16 protein-coding genes are annotated in these 16,089 nt (G+C 65.7%); 6 read left to right on the top strand and 10 right to left on the bottom strand.

Annotation, left to right across the window (positions count from 1 at the left end):
- Nucleotides 1–4 precede the first annotated feature (4 nt).
- The 6 genes from lepA to rpoE all read right to left on the bottom strand — a co-directional run bounded on the left by lepA (nucleotide 5) and on the right by rpoE (nucleotide 6,033).
- The gene (lepA, locus tag ACAW63_RS11220) at nucleotides 5–1,804 is read right to left on the bottom strand and encodes a translation elongation factor 4 (protein ID WP_275610541.1); all 1,800 of its coding nucleotides are present in this window, start codon (nucleotides 1,802–1,804) and stop codon (nucleotides 5–7) included.
- A gap of 147 nt (nucleotides 1,805–1,951) precedes the next feature.
- A complete protein-coding gene (locus ACAW63_RS11215; RefSeq protein WP_371233692.1) occupies nucleotides 1,952–3,373 on the bottom strand; it encodes a DegQ family serine endoprotease in 1,422 nt (473 codons plus the stop codon).
- 36 nt (nucleotides 3,374–3,409) lie between these two features.
- Entirely contained in the window at nucleotides 3,410–3,865 is a 456-nt protein-coding gene (locus ACAW63_RS11210) for a SoxR reducing system RseC family protein (protein WP_371233690.1), read from the bottom strand.
- Nucleotides 3,862–4,806 carry a MucB/RseB C-terminal domain-containing protein gene (locus tag ACAW63_RS11205; RefSeq protein ID WP_371233688.1) on the bottom strand — a complete coding sequence of 315 codons (945 nt, stop codon included), beginning with the start codon at nucleotides 4,804–4,806 and terminating at the stop codon, nucleotides 3,862–3,864. The genes ACAW63_RS11210 and ACAW63_RS11205 overlap by 4 nt, the downstream gene beginning before the upstream one ends.
- A 22-nt stretch (nucleotides 4,807–4,828) precedes the next feature.
- Nucleotides 4,829–5,416, bottom strand: a complete 588-nt coding sequence (locus ACAW63_RS11200; RefSeq protein ID WP_371233686.1) for a sigma-E factor negative regulatory protein — start codon at nucleotides 5,414–5,416, stop codon at nucleotides 4,829–4,831.
- Nucleotides 5,417–5,448: 32 nt separating this feature from the next.
- Nucleotides 5,449–6,033, bottom strand: coding sequence for an RNA polymerase sigma factor RpoE (rpoE, locus tag ACAW63_RS11195; RefSeq protein WP_015476086.1), 585 nt, complete (start codon nucleotides 6,031–6,033; stop codon nucleotides 5,449–5,451).
- A gap of 460 nt (nucleotides 6,034–6,493) precedes the next feature.
- Between rpoE and nadB the strand changes: the two genes are divergently transcribed.
- Nucleotides 6,494–8,110 (top strand): L-aspartate oxidase, encoded by a 1,617-nt coding sequence (nadB, locus tag ACAW63_RS11190; protein ID WP_371233685.1) that lies wholly within the window; start codon nucleotides 6,494–6,496, stop codon nucleotides 8,108–8,110.
- On the opposite strand, the gene ACAW63_RS11185 is transcribed toward nadB, so the two are convergent.
- Both ACAW63_RS11185 and ACAW63_RS11180 read right to left on the bottom strand, forming a co-directional pair.
- On the bottom strand, nucleotides 8,079–8,531 hold the full coding sequence (locus tag ACAW63_RS11185; RefSeq protein ID WP_371233684.1) for a protein YgfX: 453 nt from the start codon (nucleotides 8,529–8,531) through the stop codon (nucleotides 8,079–8,081). The two genes, nadB and ACAW63_RS11185, sit on opposite strands and share 32 nt — an antisense overlap.
- A complete protein-coding gene (locus ACAW63_RS11180; RefSeq protein ID WP_275610534.1) occupies nucleotides 8,515–8,769 on the bottom strand; it encodes a succinate dehydrogenase assembly factor 2 in 255 nt (84 codons plus the stop codon). The genes ACAW63_RS11185 and ACAW63_RS11180 overlap by 17 nt, the downstream gene beginning before the upstream one ends.
- A 170-nt stretch (nucleotides 8,770–8,939) precedes the next feature.
- On the opposite strand from ACAW63_RS11180, the gene ACAW63_RS11175 reads away from it, so the two are divergent.
- Both ACAW63_RS11175 and ACAW63_RS11170 read left to right on the top strand, forming a co-directional pair.
- Entirely contained in the window at nucleotides 8,940–9,881 is a 942-nt protein-coding gene (locus ACAW63_RS11175) for a folate-binding protein YgfZ (protein WP_371233682.1), read from the top strand.
- A 168-nt stretch (nucleotides 9,882–10,049) separates the two neighbouring features.
- Nucleotides 10,050–10,886 (top strand): HDOD domain-containing protein, encoded by an 837-nt coding sequence (locus ACAW63_RS11170; RefSeq protein WP_275610532.1) that lies wholly within the window; start codon nucleotides 10,050–10,052, stop codon nucleotides 10,884–10,886.
- An 85-nt stretch (nucleotides 10,887–10,971) separates the two neighbouring features.
- Here ACAW63_RS11170 and ACAW63_RS11165 read toward each other — a convergent pair whose 3' ends face one another.
- Nucleotides 10,972–12,381, bottom strand: a complete 1,410-nt coding sequence (locus ACAW63_RS11165) for a sensor histidine kinase (RefSeq protein ID WP_371233680.1) — start codon at nucleotides 12,379–12,381, stop codon at nucleotides 10,972–10,974.
- The gene (locus ACAW63_RS11160; protein ID WP_275610530.1) at nucleotides 12,374–13,045 is read right to left on the bottom strand and encodes a response regulator; all 672 of its coding nucleotides are present in this window, start codon (nucleotides 13,043–13,045) and stop codon (nucleotides 12,374–12,376) included. Before ACAW63_RS11160 ends, ACAW63_RS11165 begins: the two co-directional genes overlap by 8 nt.
- A 216-nt stretch (nucleotides 13,046–13,261) precedes the next feature.
- Here ACAW63_RS11160 and ACAW63_RS11155 point away from each other — a divergent pair, with 216 nt between their 5' ends.
- From ACAW63_RS11155 to ACAW63_RS11145, 3 genes are read left to right on the top strand one after another with little or no spacing between them, the layout of a single operon-like run.
- Nucleotides 13,262–14,563: an OprD family porin gene (locus ACAW63_RS11155; RefSeq protein WP_371233678.1), complete on the top strand. Its 1,302-nt coding sequence runs from the start codon at nucleotides 13,262–13,264 to the stop codon at nucleotides 14,561–14,563.
- 26 nt (nucleotides 14,564–14,589) lie between these two features.
- Complete coding sequence (locus tag ACAW63_RS11150; RefSeq protein ID WP_275610528.1) at nucleotides 14,590–15,567, top strand: tripartite tricarboxylate transporter substrate binding protein; 978 nt, start codon at nucleotides 14,590–14,592, stop codon at nucleotides 15,565–15,567.
- A 54-nt stretch (nucleotides 15,568–15,621) separates the two neighbouring features.
- Nucleotides 15,622–16,089, top strand: coding sequence for a tripartite tricarboxylate transporter TctB family protein (locus tag ACAW63_RS11145; RefSeq protein WP_371233677.1), 468 nt, complete (start codon nucleotides 15,622–15,624; stop codon nucleotides 16,087–16,089).

Raw genomic sequence — 16,089 nt, 5'->3', positions numbered from 1 at the left:
GGGTTCAACTGTCCACTTTGAGCACAGCGAGGAAGGCTTCCTGCGGAATCTCCACGCTACCGACCTGCTTCATCCTTTTCTTACCGGCCTTCTGCTTCTCCAGCAGCTTGCGCTTACGGCTCACGTCACCACCGTAGCACTTGGCCAGCACGTTCTTCCTGAGCGCCTTGACCGTCGAACGGGCGATGATCTGCCCACCGATGGCCGCTTGAATCGCGACGTCGAACATCTGCCGCGGAATCAGTTCTTTCATCTTCTCCACCAGCTGACGGCCCTTGTAGGGGGCGTTGTCGCGGTGGACGATCAGGGCGAGGGCGTCGACCTTCTCGCCGTTGATCAGTACGTCGAGACGGACCAGGTTGGCCGGCTCGAAGCGATCGAAGCTGTAGTCCAGCGAAGCATAGCCGCGGCTGGTGGACTTCAGGCGATCGAAGAAGTCCAGCACCACTTCGTTCATCGGCAGATCGTAGATCACCTGGACCTGGCCGCTGAGGAAGTGCATGTCGCGCTGTACGCCGCGCTTTTCGATGCACAGGGTAATGACGTTGCCCAGGTGCTCCTGAGGCACAAGGATGGTGGCGCGGCAGATCGGCTCACGCATCTCGTCGATGGACGAGAGGTCGGGCAGCTTGGACGGGTTGTCGACATAGAGGATGTCGCCGTTCTTCTGCACGATCTCGAAGATCACGGTCGGCGCGGTAGTGATCAGGTCCAGGTCGTATTCGCGCTCCAGGCGCTCCTGGATGATCTCCATGTGCAGCATGCCGAGGAAGCCGATGCGGAAGCCGAAGCCCAGAGCCTCGGAGCTTTCCGGCTCGTACTGCAGCGCGGCGTCGTTCAGGGTCAGCTTCTGCAGCGCTTCGCGGAAGTCCTCGAAGTCATCGGAGCTGACCGGGAACAGGCCGGCGTAGACCTGCGGCTTGATGCGCTTGAAGCCCGGCAGCACTTCCACGTCCGGGGTGTTGGACAGGGTCAGGGTATCGCCCACCGGCGCGCCCAGGATGTCCTTGATACCGGCGATGATGAAGCCCACTTCGCCGGCCTTGAGGTCCGGAGTCTCGGTGTGCTTCGGGGTGAAGACGCCGACGCTGTCCACCTGGTGGATCTTGCCGGTGGACTTCACCAGGATCTTGTCGCCTTTCTTGACGCGGCCATGCTTGACGCGCACCAGGGAGACCACGCCCAGGTAGTTGTCGAACCAGGAGTCGATGATCAGCGCCTGCAGCGGTGCCTCGATCTCGCCCTCGGGCGCGGGAATCGCGCTGACCAGACGCTCCAGCACGTCTTCCACGCCCATGCCGCTCTTGGCCGAGCAGGCCACGGCGTCGGTGGCGTCGATGCCGATGATGCTCTCGATCTCGTCCTTCACGCGGTCCGGATCGGCCTGCGGCAGGTCCATCTTGTTCAGCACGGGCATGACTTCCAGGCCCTGCTCGATGGCGGTGTAGCAGTTGGCGACCGATTGCGCCTCCACGCCCTGGCCGGCATCCACCACCAGCAGCGCGCCTTCGCAGGCCGCCAGCGAGCGGCTGACTTCATAGGTGAAGTCGACGTGGCCGGGGGTGTCAATGAAGTTCAGCTGGTAGGTCTTGCCGTCCTTCGCGTTGTAGTGAAGGGTGACGCTGTGCGCCTTGATGGTGATGCCGCGCTCACGCTCCAGGTCCATGGAGTCGAGGACCTGCGCCTCCATCTCGCGGTCGGACAGGCCGCCGCAGATCTGGATGAAGCGGTCAGCCAGCGTCGACTTGCCATGGTCGATATGGGCGATGATGGAGAAATTGCGGATATGACTCAGGTCACTCACGGCTGAACACACTCGAAAGGCTGAAGGCGGCAATCCGCCGAAAAATAGCCGGGGAGTTTACTTGAATCCCGCACCGTCCGCCACGCCTGCGCCGGACGGTCAGGCATGAAAAAGGGCGGTGAAGACCGCCCTTTTTCGGTGCCGAGCTTACTCGGCGAGCTTGAAGGTGATGAAGCTCGCACGGCCCTGGCGCAGTACGCGCATGGAGATGGAGCGATCCTTCGGCAGAGACTTGGCGATCTCGGAGAAGGTCTTGGACGAATCCACCGCGCGGTTGTTCAGGTGGGTGATCACATCCCCCGGGCGCAGGCCGATCATCGCCGCCGGACCACCCTGGACCTCCTTGATCACCACGCCGCCCTTGATATCCAGCGACTTGCGCTGCTCGGCAGTCAGTTCCGCCACGGTCACACCCATGCGGTTGCTGCTGCGCTCGGCGCCCTTGCCCTCGACAGCGGCGACTTCGTCATCCTCGTCCGGCAGGTTGCCGATGGTCATGTTCAGGGTCTGGCGCTTGTTGTCGCGGATGACTTCCAGGGTCGCCTTGTCGCCCGGCTTCATGTTGCCCACCAGATGCGGCAGATCGGCCGATTCATTGATGGTCTGGCCATTCAGGCTGAGGATCACGTCGCCCACCTGCAGGCCGCCCTTGGCCGCCGGGCCGTCTTCGACCAGCTGCGCCACCAGGGCGCCGGACGGCTTCTCGAGCCCGAAGGACTCGGCCAGATCCTTGTTCACCTCCTGGATCACCACGCCCAGCCAGCCACGGCTGACCTTGCCGGCCTTCTTCAGCTGATCGGCGACGTTCATTGCCACATCGATTGGGATCGCGAAGGAAAGCCCCATGAAGCCGCCGGAACGGGTGAAGATCTGCGAGTTGATACCCACGACCTCGCCCTGCAGGTTCAGCAGCGGGCCACCGGAGTTGCCCGGGTTGATCGCCACGTCGGTCTGGATGAACGGCACGTAGTTCTCGTTCGGCAGGCTGCGGCCCTTGGCGCTGACGATACCGGCGGTCACCGAATGGTCGAAGCCGAACGGCGAACCGATGGCCAGCACCCACTCACCCACCTTCAGCTTGTCGGAGTCACCCAGCTTGAGGGTCGGCAGGTTCTTGGCCTCGATCTTCAGCACGGCGACGTCGCTGCGCGGATCGGCGCCCACCAGCTTGGCCTTGTGCTCGCTGCGGTCGGACAGACGCACCAGGATCTCGTCGGCGTCAGCGACCACATGGTTGTTGGTGAGGATGTAGCCATCATCGGAAATGATGAAACCCGAACCCAGGGACTGCGCCTCGCGCTGCTGGCCACGGGGCGCCTGGCCCTGACCACGGGGAATGCTGCGCTCGAAGAATTCGCGCAGGCCCGGCGGCAGGCCTTCCAGGTCCGGAATGCCCATCTGGGCACTGGAGCGATCCGGAAGCTTCTGCGTGGTACTGATGTTGACCACTGCCGGCGACGCCTTCTCGACCAGCGGCGTGAAATCCGGTAGTTCGGCGCGCGCAGTGACCGACAGGCTCAGGGCCAGCAGGGCAATCAGCGCAGCCATGCTGCGTTTCAGGGTTTGCATTGACTACAGCTCCCGTGATGTTGATTGGGAAAGACACTAAACCGGGCCGAACGGCCCACCGACCAGCGCACGCAGCACAACCGGTTGCATCGCCGGATCATCCGAATGGCGTCGCCCCAGGCGACGCATGAGCAGCCAGGCCAGCAGGAATCCCGCAAGCCCGGCCGCAATGACCAGAGGTTCCCCGAAACCGAGCCGCGCCGCCAGTAGTGCAAGCGCGAAAAGTCCGAGCAGAGGGGAAAGATAGAAGAGCAGGGCACTCTTCAGAAGGAGGTCTTCGCCCACGCCCAACACGACTTCGTCGCCAGGCGCCAGATTCAGCGAAGACAAGGCGCGCACGAGACCACGCCGGTTACCGACACCCAACCGCCCCAGGATACCCTGGCCGCAGCCGGCGTTCATTGAACATCCCGAGCAGGTGGAGCGGCGCAGCGTTTCGACCCAGACCACTCCGGACTCGACCGCTACCACCCTCCCCCGCTCCTCGATCACTCCGGCCGGGCTCCCGCCGGCCGCATGGACAGCGCCACCCGCTCGGCCGTACCGCTGGGTATCTCGCCGACCACGGTCACCATGGTGCCGCCATCGTCGCTGGCGTAACGCCGGGATACCACTGTCGTCGGGCCCAACTGAGTGCGCGCATCATCGACCTTGGCGCCATGCAGCGGCTCGAGGAACACCGAGAAACGCGCCAGCCCATCCCCGTAGGCCAGGCAGAGCACCTGGTCGTTCGAGACCGGACTGCGTTGCTGCAGGGTGCTGTTGAGGGTGAATCCCGGAGGAACCCACTCCGAATGCCAGCCGGTTTTCACGCCGGCACTCTTGAGCTCCTTGACCGGCTGACAGCTCGAGGTCGGCTGCAGCTCGGCATCGTCAGGCGCCGTGAGATCGATACGGGTGAACTGCAGGCGCTCGATGATCTGCCCCTTGTCGTTGAGCAGCAGGGACTTGAGCGGCAGGCCGGTTTCCTTGTCCAGATGGAGCTCGAAGCCGTAGCGGTGCTGATCACGCGGCAGCACCGCGAGCACAACGGCCGGGCGATCGGCGACACGCGACTCGCCCGCCACACGGATGTCATACCAGGAGGACAGCTCCTGCGGGTTCAGCTTGTGCGAAGGCCAGAGCTCGCCCACCGACACCTGTCCGGCCATACCGCCACCCACGCAGCGGGTGGCGCCATCGACCCGCACGACCTCCTGGCGCGGCCCGTCGGCCTGCACCAGGCGCTCGCGCACCGAACCATCGGCATCGACCCGATGCCAGACATCGTGCGTCGAGAAAGTGCCGCTGCGTTCGTAGACGAAAGTGCCCTGGAAATTCTGTTGCTGATCCGCCTCGGAGAGGCGCTTGATCCAGTCCAACGCATCGGCGGCCTGGACTGGCAAAGCCAGCAGACCGCCGAGGATGAACAGCAGTGCTGTCGTCGCGCGCATGTCGCTCCTTAAGGTCGCAAAATCAGCGGCTTTCCAGGCTCGCGGCGCGTGCGTAAGGCAGAGCGCTGTCAGTACCGTTTACGGCGGACTGTTGCGCATGTTGGCGCAGATAACCCGGAAGACGCTGCTCATGCCAGGTGGTCTGCCCACCCCGGGCATTGGTGATCACCTGCGGCGCCTCGTCCTGAGTGTAGCCTGCCAGAACCGCCGGACCCTGTACCTGCGGCAGAGCGATCTGCTGGGTGGCAGGGGCCTGCTGGGCCAGGCCGTTGGCGACACCGCTGTCCTGGTGGTACAGGCGAACACCGGCCAGCACGGCCAGGGTTACCGACGCGGCGACCGCCAGGCGGCCAAGGTTACGCCAGGGATTGGGCTTGCTCGGCGCCGGCGCGGCTTCATCGACCAGAGCGGCGGACACGGCGGCAGCGATATCCAGCTTTGGCAGTGCCGGCTCCCGGTGCATCACCGCACGGGCCAGTTGATAACGGGACCAGGTGGCCCGCAATTCGGCGTCCTCGCCGCAGGCTGCAAGCACTCGCCGCAGCTCAAGCTCATCCGCTTCGTTATCCATAACAGCGGACAGCGACTCCTGCAGGGCTTCACGACTCATAGCGGTACCTCTCTTGGCTGTTGCCGCTGTATTCAGACTTCTTCATGCAACAAAGGCTGCAAAGCTTTGTCGATCGCTTCCCGCGCACGGAAGATCCGTGAGCGGACCGTTCCCACCGGACACTGCATCACGGTGGCGATATCTTCGTAACTCAAGCCTTCGAACTCACGCAGGGTCAATGCCGTGCGCAGATCCTCGGGCAACTGCTGAATGGTGCGATGGACTGTTTCCTCGATCTCATCCCGCAGCATGGCTCTTTCCGGCGATTCGATGTCCTTCAGGGCATGGTCGCCCTCGAAGAACTCCGCGTCTTCCGCAGTGACATCGCTGTCCGGCGGACGCCGACCGCGCGCCACCAGGTGGTTCTTCGCGGTGTTGATGGCAATACGGTACAGCCAGGTATAAAAGGCACTGTCACCTCGGAAGTTACCCAAGGCGCGATACGCCTTGATGAATGCTTCCTGTGCGACATCCTGGGCTTCCTGGGCGTCATGCACGAAACGCACGATCAGCCCGAGAATCTTGTGCTGGTACTTCAGCACCAGCAGATCGAATGCCCGCTTGTCTCCGCGCTGTACCCGTTCAACCAGTTGTTGATCCTGTTCCTGGGTTAGCATGAATGCTCCTCTACGAACCTGGAGGAGCTTCGAGCACCCTGGTGAATCGTCCTGCCAAGATAGACTCGGGACGTCTGCAAAAGTTCTCCCCTCCAAGCATGCGCCGCACAGTTTTTTCACAGTGGCGGCAACCGGACCCAGACATGCGTCCGAAGCCCGCTGAATTCAACTGTATCGGGCGAAACACCCGCACCCTCTCCGCGCAGTCCAAGCCTGCGCGAAAGCGACTTAAGGTATTTCGGGTTGGAACCGGAACGACTAAAAAAGTTCCGGCGTTTTGCCACGATCCGTCACCCACGATGCAACGCCAAGGCGCCTGGTTTCACGGCATGAGCGGGAGCCCCTTGGAGCCCGCCCTGCGACTGCCGTACGCTGCAGGCGCCTTCGGTGTCATCGGTTCGCCAGTATTGTGCCGTGACACCCTTCTATATACTAGGGCGCCTTTTTGGTGGAGCCGGACATGGGTCAGCACTTCCAGCATGATGTATTGGTGATCGGCAGCGGGGCCGCTGGCCTGACGCTCGCCCTGACGCTGCCGGCGCACCTGCGCATTGCCGTCCTGAGCAAGGGCGAACTGTCCCAGGGCTCGACCTTCTGGGCCCAGGGCGGGGTTGCCGCCGTGCTGGACGACACCGACACCGTCGAGTCCCACGTCGAGGACACCCTGGTCGCGGGCGCCGGCCTGTGCCGCGAAGACGCCGTGAAGTTCACCGTCGAGCATAGCCGCGAAGCCATCCAGTGGCTGATCGAACAGGGCGTGCCCTTCACTCGCGACCACGAACCGGGGCGCGAGGACGGCGGCTTCGAATTCCACCTGACCCGCGAAGGCGGCCACAGCCATCGGCGCATCATTCATGCCGCCGACGCCACCGGCGCCGCCATCTTCAATACCCTGCTGGAGCAGGCGCGCCAGCGGCCGAACATCGAACTGCTGGCGCAGCGGGTCGCGGTCGACCTGATCACCCAGCGCAAGCTCGGCATGAAGGGCCAGCGCTGCCTGGGCGCCTACGTGCTGGACCGCAACACCGGCGAGGTCGACACCTTCGGTGCGCGCTTCACCGTGCTCGCCTCCGGTGGCGCCAGCAAGGTCTACCTTTATACCAGCAACCCGGACGGCAACTCCGGCGACGGCATCGCCATGGCCTGGCGCGCCGGCTGCCGGGTCGGCAACCTGGAATTCAATCAGTTCCACCCGACCTGCCTGTACCACCCGCAGGCCAAGAGTTTCCTGATCACCGAAGCCCTGCGCGGCGAAGGCGGCCTGCTGCGCCTGCCCAACGGCGAGCGCTTCATGCAACGCTTCCACCCCCTCGCCGAACTGGCGCCGCGCGATGTCGTGGCCCGCGCCATCGACCACGAGATGAAGCGCCTGGGCATCGACTACGTCTACCTGGACATCAGCCACAAGCCGGCCGAGTTCATCCGCGAGCACTTCCCCACGGTCTACGAGCGCTGCCTGGACTTCGGCATCGACATCACCCACGAGCCGATCCCGGTAGTGCCCGCGGCGCACTACACCTGCGGCGGCGTATTGGTCGACCAGCACGGCCACACCGACGTGCCGAACCTCTACGCCATTGGCGAAACCACCTTCACCGGCCTGCACGGCGCCAACCGGATGGCGAGCAATTCCCTGCTGGAATGCTTCGTCTATGCACGCTCCGCCGCCGCCGACATCGTCGCCAAGCTCGACCGTGCGCCCGCCCCCGCCGCCTTGCCCGGCTGGGACGCCAGCCAGGTGACCGACTCGGACGAAGACGTGATCATCGCGCACAACTGGGACGAGCTGCGGCGCTTCATGTGGGACTATGTCGGCATCGTGCGCACCAACAAGCGCCTGGCCCGTGCACAGCACCGCGTGCGCCTGCTGCTGGACGAGATCGACGAATTCTATTCGAACTACAAGGTCAGCCGCGACCTGATCGAGCTGCGCAACCTGGCCCAGGTAGCCGAGCTGATCATCAACTCGGCCATGCAGCGCCACGAGAGCCGCGGCCTGCACTACACCCTCGACTACCCGGACCTGCTGCCCGAAGCCCGCGACACTATCCTGGCGCCGCCCACCTATTGCGGCTGAAGCGCAGCCTCACGCGCAGGCGCCGGTGCATGTCCGGCGCCAGGGCATCGGCCGGCACGCAGACGCTGCGCGCCAGCCACTGGCCGGGACGGCGGAAACGCAGCACGACCAGCACCGGCAGCGCCAGGCTGTCCGGCGCCAACTGCACCGGCTGCCAGCCATCACGCTCGCTCCATAGCTGCCAACCCTCCGCACCGTGGCGCAGGGCGCGCACGGACGCCGCGGAGCGCAGCAACACCTGGCGCGGCAGGACGTACCACGCGTGCAGCGCACAGGCCAGCAGGCCGAGCAGACTCAGGGAAACGGGAATGGCGGCGAACAGCAGCGCCAGGACGGCGAGCGACTGCGCACCGAGATAGGCCGCCAGCAACCCGATGGACGGTCGCCAGCGGCATTCGAAGGGGTCACTTCGGCTGGACACGGTCCAGGATCATGCGAACGATATGGCGCAGGTCGGCATCTTCCGGCTCGCCGCGCTGCATGAACCAGCCGAACATGTCCTGGTCCTCGCACTCCAGCAGCTTGCGGAAGCGTGCCTGGTCCTCCGCCGGCAGGCCGGGATAGACCTCCTGCACGAAAGGCACCAGCAGCACGTCCAGCTCCAGCATGCCGCGGCGGCTGTGCCAGAACAGGCGTTTGAGTTCGATTTCGTCGGTCATCTGCAGGTACCTCGAATAACAGCGGGCGATTACATCGGATCGCTCGCACCGCCACGGGCCGGCGCGAGCCGAGCGGCATTATACGCATGCGGCCCGGCTCCCGGCACCCGCTGACAAGCCTCGGTCCGGGCTCTATCATGAGGCCCCTAACTTTCTTCCAGCGAATCGTGATGACTGCCTCCGCTTCCTTCACCGAACTCGATCACGAAGGGATTCTCGCCGTGCGCGGCGTGGACGCCGCCAAATTCCTCCAGGGCCAGCTGACCTGCAACCTCAGCTACCTGGATGCCGAAACCGCAAGCCTCGGCGCTCGCTGCACCCCCAAGGGGCGCATGACCTCCAGCTTCCGCATCGTCGCCGAAGCCGATGGTTACCTGCTGGCGATGGCCCGTGACCTGCTGGAAAGCCAGCTCGCCGACCTCAAGAAGTACGCCGTGTTCTCCAAGGCCAGCCTGTCGGACGACAGCGCCCAGTGGACGCGCTTCGGACTCTACGGCGCCGATGCCCTGCTCGCCGAGCTGGGCTTGACGCTGAACGGCCAGGCCGATCAGGTGGCGCGCCATGACGGCCTGATCGCCATCGGCCTCGGCCATGGTCGCGTCGAACTCTGGGTACCGGCAGCACGCGCCTCCGAGCTGCGCGAGCGGCTGGACGCCCGATTGGCACAGGGCAGCCTCAACGACTGGCTGCTCGGCCAGGTCCGCGCCGGCGTTGGCCAGGTGTTCGGCAGTACCCGCGAGCTGTTCATTCCGCAGATGATCAACCTGCAGGCCGTCGGCGGCGTGAGCTTCAAGAAAGGCTGCTACACCGGCCAGGAAATCGTCGCGCGCATGCAGTACCTCGGCCGCCTCAAGCGCCGCCTGCACCGCCTGCAGCTGGACGGCGACGAACTGCCGGAACCGGGCCGCGAACTGTTCTCGCCGGTGCACAGCACCAGCGTCGGCGAAGTGGTACTGGCCGCCCGCGCCGCACAAGGCGTGGAGCTGCTGGCCGTGCTGCAGGACGACGCCGTGACCGATGGCCGCGTGCGCCTGGGCGAGGCCGAAGGCCAGCCCCTGCGCCTGCTGGACCTGCCCTACACCCTGGACAGCGACCGCGAGATTCAGCGCTGAACGCTGCCGGGTGGGGAGCCCGGCACAAGGCAAGGTGTGAGAAATACCATTTGGTGATCCACCTAACCGACGCGTCATGCGCCGCCGTGCAAAATGCAGCTCGTCCCTACGGGTTGCCCGGCAACACGACTCATCAAGAAGCGTCATCAGACCCAATCAGGAAGTGCCATGAGCAAGCTTGCCGACAAAGTACAACAGGATCTGCTGCGGGCCATCGAGAACGATGAACTGGTGCTGCCAACGCTGCCGGAAGTCGCCCTGCGCGTGCGCGAGGCGGCGGAAGACCCGGACAGCAGCATCCAGGATCTCTCCAAGGTGATTGGCAACGATGCCGCGCTGACCGCGCGCATCATCAAGGTGGTGAACAGCCCGCTGCTGCGCACCACCAAGGAAATCACCGACCTGCAGATGGCCATCGGCCGCCTGGGCATGAACTACACCTGCAACCTGGCCACCGGCCTTGCCATGGAACAGATGTTCCAGGCCACCTCCGACGTGGTCGACCGCAAGATGCGCGAAGTCTGGAACAAGAGCACCGAGATCGCCGGCATCTGCCACGCCCTGTGCCGTCACTACACCCGACTGGCGCCGGACCAGGCCACCCTCGCCGGCCTGGTGCACCAGATCGGTGCGCTGCCGATCCTCACCTACGCCGAGGAGCACAGCGAGCTGCTGGCCGACTCCATCAGCCTCAACCATGTGATCGAGCGCATCCATCCGATCATCGGCGACCGCATCCTCAAGGCCTGGGACTTCCCCGCGCCGATAGCCTCGGTGCCGGGCCAGCACCTGGACTTCAACCGCGACTCGGTCAAGGTCGACTATGTGGACATCGTCCAGGTCGCCACCCTGCAGAGCTACCTGGGCAGCAATCACCCCTTCACCGAGCTGGACTGGAGCAGCATCCCGGCCTTCGCCAAGCTCGGCCTGGACCCCAACGCCAGCCTCAAGGAAGACGAAGACCTCTCGGCGGCGATGGAAGCCGCGATGAGCATGCTGCAGTAACGAAACCGGGGCGCCCTTGCGCCGTCCGCGATGCACCCGCCCGATAACGGAACCCGCCAGATCTGGCGGGTTTCGTGTTTCTGGCTCAGGCATTTTCCGTCGGGAAGCTCACCCGCACCAGCAAACCACCCAGCTCGCCCTGCGCCAGTTCAATACGCGCGCGATGTGCGCTGCAGATCTCGCCGACGATGGCCAATCCCAGCCCAGTACCCTGCTGGCGGCGGCGATAGAAACGGCGGAACACCTTGTCGCGCTCCTCCGGCGGAATCCCCGGGCCGTCGTCCTCCACTTCCAGGCCGGCCGGCGACAGTACGCGGATGATCACGTTGCCGTCCGCCGGAGCATGGGCAATGGCGTTATCCACCAGATTGCTGAGCAACTCGTTGAGCAGCGTCGGATCGCCCTTCACCCACACCGGATCGTCCGCCTCCAGCGCCAGCGCGACGCCCCGCGCGTAGGCCAGCGGCGCCAGCGCCAGGCCCAGCTCCCGCGCCAGCTGGCTGAGATCGATGTCCTCCCCCGCCCCTTCGGCGATGGCGCGCGCGCCACTTTCGACCCGCGCCAGGGACAGCAACTGGTTCGCCAGCCCGGTCACCCGATCGGTGTTCTGCACGGCGTCCACCAGGGTGGCGCGCCATTGCTGCGGGTCCTGCTCGCGCAGGCCCAGTTCCAGCCGCGCCTTGAGCGCCGCCAGCGGCGTGCGCAGTTCGTGGGACGCCTCGGCGATGAACTGCGACTGCCGGTCGAACAGCCCGCGCAGGCGCACGGTGAAGTGATTGAGCGCCGCCACCAGCGGACGCAACTCGCGCTGCACCCGCACCACCGGCAATGGCCGAAGGTCATCCGGCTGTCGCTCCTCCACCGCCGCGCGCAGGCGATCCAGCGGGCGCAGGCCGGCGCTCACCGCGTACCAGACCATCAGCAGCGCGGCGATGGCCGACAGCGCCAGGTTCAACAGGGTGTCGCCCAGCAGGTTGCGCGCGAGCCGCTCGCGGGCGCCCAGGGTTTCCGCCACGCGGATTTCCGCCATGCCGTTGACCGTCGGCTGGCTGACCGGCTGCAGCAGACTGACCACCCGCACGCCCTGGCCCTGGTACTGGGCGTCGTAGAACTTGGCCAGCGCCGGGTAGTCATCGGTGCGCGGCGTATCCGGTGAGGGAGCGGGCAGGCTCTCGTAACCGGAGATCATCCGTCCCTGAGGGTCGATCACCTGGTAGAAGATGCGGCCGGCGCTGTCGTACTCGAAGGCGTCCAGCGCCACATAGGGCACGTTGGCGCGCAGGGTGCCGTCGCTGGCGTAGAGCCCGTCGGCGATGTCACGCGCCGAGGCCAGCAGGGTGCGGTCGTAGGCGATGTCGGCGGCGTGGCGGGCACGCGAGTAGGTCACCGCGCTGCCGATCAGCAGCAGCACCAGCAGCATGCCGCCCAAGCGCCAGAGCAGTCGTCCGCGCAGGCTGCCGGCGCCGGGAAAGCGCCAGCGGCGCGGCTCAACCATCCTGCGCCTCGAGCAGGTAGCCCAGGCCACGGAAGGTGACGATGCGCACCGAACTGCCTTCGAGCTTCTTGCGCAGGCGGTGCACGTAGATTTCGATGGCATCGGCGCTGGCATCCTGGTCCAGGCCGAACACCTGGGCAGCCAGTTGCTCCTTGCTCATCACCCGCCCCGGCCGGGCGATCAGCGCCTCCAGCACGGCCTGCTCGCGGGAGGTCAGGTTCATCGCCTGGTCGGCCAGGGTGAAGCGCCGCGCGCCGAGGTCATAGACCAGCTCGCCACAGCGCTGCTGCTGTTCACCGCCGAGCACGCTGCGCCGTAGCAGGGCCTTTACCCGGGCTTCCAGCTCGGTCAGCTCGAACGGCTTGGCCAGGTAGTCGTCGGCGCCCAGGTTCAGCCCATGCACGCGATCGCGCACTTCGCCACGGGCGGTGAGCATCAGCACCGGCAGGGTCTTGCCGCGCTCGCGCAGGCGCGCCAGCACCTGGAAACCGTCCAGCCGCGGCAAGCCGACATCGAGGATCGCCAGGGCGTAATCCTCACTGGCCAGGGCCAGGTCCGCGGCTACGCCATCCTGCAGCAGGTCCACGGTCCAGCCGGCGCCCTTGAGCGCCTGGGCGACGCTTTCGCCCAGTTGGGGATGGTCTTCGACCAGGAGGATTCGCACGCGCTTCTACCCCTCGGGGCTACAGGATCTGGCCGGCAGTTTACCCATCCGCAAGCCGCTGTGAATGGGGGAAATTCGCTGAAAACACTGCGAAAGGGAACTGAAAGCCTGGTGAAAGCTTAGCCCGTTAGCATCGCCCCCAAGCGGCGAAGACTGCTCAGAGCGAAAGGCGGCGTGGTGCCCTTTCGTGACAACAACAAGAACCGGAGACCACAGATGACCACTGCCCAGCCCCAGGCTGCACTGGCTGTCCGCAAGCCGTTTTTCCCCTGCCTGTCCCCTGCCCACGCGAGCGCCGTGCTGGCCTTCGCCGGTGTCGCCCCCTTGTGCGATGCCGCAGGTTTCATCGAAGACAGCAGCGCCAGGCTCAGCGCCCAGAACATCTATTTCAACCGTGATTTTCGCGATGGCAGCGGCCAGTCCAAGCGCGAAGAATGGGCGCAGGGCTTCATCCTCGACTTCCAGTCCGGCTATACCCCCGGCACCGTCGGCGTCGGCCTCGACGCCATGGGCATGCTGGGCCTGAAGCTCGACTCCTCGCCCGACCGCACCGGCACCGGCCTGCTGCCGACCCACGACGACGGCCGCGCCGCCGACGAGTACAGCAAGCTCGGCCTGACCGCCAAGTTCAAGGTCTCCAGGACGGAGCTGAAGATCGGCAGCCTGATCCCCGACCTGCCGACCCTGCAACCCAACGACAGCCGCCTGTTCCCGCAGACCTTCGAAGGCGGCCTGCTCAACTCCACCGACCTGCCCGGCCTCGACTTCACCGGCGGCCGCCTGGAGAAGGCCAGGGACCGCGACTCCACCGACTGGCAGGACCTGGCGCTGAACAACAAGAACAAGCGCTTTTCCGGCGGCAGCGCCGAAGGCAACCACTACGACCTGGCCGGCGGCGACTACAAACTCACCGACCATCTAACCGGCCGCTACCACTACGCCTCCCTGGACGACGTCTATCGTCAGCACTTCGTCGGCCTGCTCGCCAGCTACCCGATCGGCCCCGGAAAACTCAGCGCCGACCTGCGCCTGGCGCTCAGCGATGACCAGGGCGCAGCCCGTGGCGGGGAGATCGACAACCGCGCCTTCAACGGCATGCTCGGCTACGCCCTGGGCGCCAACAAGCTCAGCCTCGGCTGGCAGCAGATGAACGGCGACACCGCCTTCCCCTACATCGACGGCAGCAACCCGTACCTGGTGAACTTCGTCCAGGTCGGCGACTTCGCCGACGCCGAGGAACGCTCCTGGCAGTTGCGCCACGACTTCGACTTCGCCGGCCTCGGGATTCCCGGCCTGACCCTGATGAATCGCTACGTCAGCGGCGACGATGCCAGAATCAATGGCATGGACGGCCACGGCAAGGAATGGGAACGCAACACCGACATCAAGTACGTGATCCAGAGCGGCCCGCTCAAGGACGTAGCCGTGCGCGTGCGCAACGCCACCTACCGTTCGAGCTTCGCGCGGGACGCCGACGAGACACGTATCTACCTCAGCTACTCCCTGGCGATCTGGTAAACCAACAACAAGAGAGGAATTGCCCCATGTCCACCGTCCTGCGCAACCTGACCCTCGCCGGCGCCACCCTGCTGTTCGCCGGTAGCCTGATCGCCGAGCCCAAGCGCCCGGAATGCATCGCCCCGGCCTCCCCCGGCGGCGGCTTCGACCTCACCTGCAAGCTGGCGCAGAGCGCCCTGATGGATTCGAAGCTGCTGTCCAAGCCGATGCGCGTCACCTACATGCCCGGCGGCGTTGGCGCCGTGGCCTACAACGCGGTGGTCGCCCAGCGACCGGCCGACGGCAACACCATCACCGCCTTTTCCAGCGGCTCGCTGCTGAACCTGGCCCAGGGCAAGTTCGGCCGCTTCGACGAGAACGCGGTGAAGTGGCTGGCGGCGGTAGGCACCAGCTACGGCGCCATCGCGGTGCCGGCGGACTCGCCGTTCAAGAACCTCGGTGATCTGGTCGCGGCACTGAAGGCCGACCCGAGCAAGGTGGTGATCGGCTCCGGCGGCACCGTCGGCAGCCAGGACTGGATGCAGACCGCGCTGATCGCCAAGGCCGCCGGCATCGACCCCAAGCAACTACGCTACGTCGCCCTGGAAGGCGGCGGTGAGATCGCCACGGCGCTGCTGGGCGGGCACATCCAGGTCGGCAGCACCGACATCTCCGACTCCATGCCACACATCCGCGCCGGCAAGATGCGCCTGCTGGCGGTATTCGCCGAGGAGCGCCTGAAGGATGAAGGCATGACCGACATCCCCACCGCCAAGGAACAGGGCTACGACATCGTCTGGCCGGTGGTGCGCGGCTTCTACGTCGGCCCGAAGGTGAGCGACGAGGACTACGCATTCTGGAAAGGCGCCTTCGACAAGCTGCTGGCCTCGGAAGACTTCGCCAAGCTGCGCGACCAGCGCGAGCTGTTCCCCTTCGCCATGACCGGGCCGGAGCTGGATACCTACGTGAAGCAGCAGGTCACCCAGTACAAGCAGCTCGCCCGCGAGTTCGGCCTCATCCAGTAACGCCCCGCGCGGCGTCGGCGGCCGCCCAAGGTCGCCGACGCAAGGAGTCATCCCATGTCGCAAACCAGCCTCTTCCAGCGGCTGTTCGCCGGCGCCTGGCTGCTCGCCTGCGTCGCCTTCGCCCTGATCGCCTGGAACTACCAGGCGCCCTTCTCCTACGAACCGGTCGGCCCGCGCGCCTACCCCCTGCTCTGCCTGGGTCTGATGGCCGCCGGCCTGGCCTGGCTGATCGTCCGTCCGACGCCGATCAAGCGCGAGGAAGACGAACCCGCGCTGGAAGGCGCGTTGCTGGCCAAGGTGGTGCTCTGCGTTGCCCTGCTGGTGGTCTATGCCGGCCTCTTCGAACCGCTGGGCTTCATCCCGGCCAGCGCCCTGGTCGGCACCTTCATCGCCCTGATCTACGGCGGCCGCCCGGTGGCCAGCGTGGTCACCGCGACGCTGCTCGCCATCGGCCTGTACCTGCTGTTCGACCGCACCCTGGATGTCCCGCTGCCGCTGGGCGTTCTCGAACCCCTGTTCTGA

The organism is Pseudomonas sp. QE6 (assembly GCF_041379005.1).
Classification (GTDB): Bacteria; Pseudomonadota; Gammaproteobacteria; order Pseudomonadales; family Pseudomonadaceae; genus Pseudomonas.
This window is presented reverse-complemented; position numbering and strand designations above follow the sequence as displayed.

Excerpts from the sequence above, each read along its gene's own strand:
- ACAW63_RS11215 (WP_371233692.1), bottom strand. The coding sequence starts at position 3,373 with ATGCAAACCCTGAAACGCAGCATGGCTGCGCTGATTGCCCTGCTGGCC.
- ACAW63_RS11205 (WP_371233688.1), bottom strand. The coding sequence starts at position 4,806 with ATGCGCGCGACGACAGCACTGCTGTTCATCCTCGGCGGTCTGCTGGCT.
- ACAW63_RS11200 (WP_371233686.1), bottom strand. The coding sequence starts at position 5,416 with ATGAGTCGTGAAGCCCTGCAGGAGTCGCTGTCCGCTGTTATGGATAAC.
- rpoE (WP_015476086.1), bottom strand. The coding sequence starts at position 6,033 with ATGCTAACCCAGGAACAGGATCAACAACTGGTTGAACGGGTACAGCGC.
- nadB (WP_371233685.1), top strand. The coding sequence starts at position 6,494 with ATGGGTCAGCACTTCCAGCATGATGTATTGGTGATCGGCAGCGGGGCC.
- ACAW63_RS11180 (WP_275610534.1), bottom strand. The coding sequence starts at position 8,769 with ATGACCGACGAAATCGAACTCAAACGCCTGTTCTGGCACAGCCGCCGC.
- ACAW63_RS11175 (WP_371233682.1), top strand. The coding sequence starts at position 8,940 with ATGACTGCCTCCGCTTCCTTCACCGAACTCGATCACGAAGGGATTCTC.
- ACAW63_RS11170 (WP_275610532.1), top strand. The coding sequence starts at position 10,050 with ATGAGCAAGCTTGCCGACAAAGTACAACAGGATCTGCTGCGGGCCATC.
- ACAW63_RS11165 (WP_371233680.1), bottom strand. The coding sequence starts at position 12,381 with ATGGTTGAGCCGCGCCGCTGGCGCTTTCCCGGCGCCGGCAGCCTGCGC.
- ACAW63_RS11155 (WP_371233678.1), top strand. The coding sequence starts at position 13,262 with ATGACCACTGCCCAGCCCCAGGCTGCACTGGCTGTCCGCAAGCCGTTT.
- ACAW63_RS11150 (WP_275610528.1), top strand. The coding sequence starts at position 14,590 with ATGTCCACCGTCCTGCGCAACCTGACCCTCGCCGGCGCCACCCTGCTG.
- ACAW63_RS11145 (WP_371233677.1), top strand. The coding sequence starts at position 15,622 with ATGTCGCAAACCAGCCTCTTCCAGCGGCTGTTCGCCGGCGCCTGGCTG.